Annotated in this window: 1 protein-coding gene; it reads right to left on the reverse strand. The window is 32.3% G+C overall.

Features of this window, described 5'->3' with window-relative positions; translation table 11 throughout:
• Window positions 1-409: 409 nt before the first annotated feature.
• On the reverse strand, window positions 410-956 hold a 547-nt coding region (locus tag IE142_RS39640; protein ID WP_191889411.1), incomplete at its 5' end, for an SMP-30/gluconolactonase/LRE family protein.

The raw sequence follows: 956 nt of genomic DNA on the forward strand, positions 1-956 counted from the left end.
GGACAACAAGTCACTGGTTTTATCGTTAGTGGAACAATTAACCGCGAAAAATATGGTATTAATTTTAACCAAGCTTTAGAAACTGGTGGCGTGATGTTAGGTAAAAACGTAAAATTTGAAGCATCAGCAGAATTTAGTATCGATAATTAAACGATTTGTTATAGAAAATTTTCTTAAGCTTTTATCTTTAACAGTAAAATACAAGAACACATATTATAAATGCCTGGGACACATTAAATGTCTCAGGCATATTTATTTATGGCAATCGTTGCATTAATAGAAAATACAATGAGTTGTATCAAATTTTCAAATTAAGCTATACGAGTGAGGAACATAAAGTTTTATTCAACCTTTGTTCTACCTCTTTTATTTATACATAACAACTTATTCTATACGCTTTTTCAAGAGTTTATTGAAATTGATAACTCTCATATCCTTTAGCAAAACCATTAACTGTATAAAGCATAGATCCACCTTCAGAATGGTTTTCAATATCATTAGTACAAATTATAAGTTGATTTGTACCAGGTATAAATTGTGGATGTGTTGTACGTAACATCTTTCCATCATCACGTCCTGGCATTAAAATTTGACCTATAGGATAACCTCTCTTATTGAAAACTAATACACGTCCTTGGCCATACATAGCTACATATAAATTATCATCACTATCAATACAACAAGAATCCGGTCCTTCATGACCTGTAAAATAATATGGTATTGTCGCTCCAAATGGTGCAATAGTCACACCATCATCCTCTAATGCGATTCGGTGAAGTCGATTAGTTGTAGTTTCAGTTACCCATAGCACTTTTTCATCCGTACTTAAAGCAATACCATTCGCCACAGAAATATTTTGAATAATTGACGTAACCGTCTTAAATTCTGGATTTACATAGTAAACACCGCCCAAAGGTTGTGTAGAATACCCTCTAAAATCAGTAAAATAAAATCCG

The sequence above is a fragment of the Streptomyces mutabilis genome (assembly GCF_014649815.1).
In the GTDB taxonomy this organism is placed as follows: domain Bacteria; phylum Actinomycetota; class Actinomycetes; order Streptomycetales; family Streptomycetaceae; genus Streptomyces; species Streptomyces mutabilis.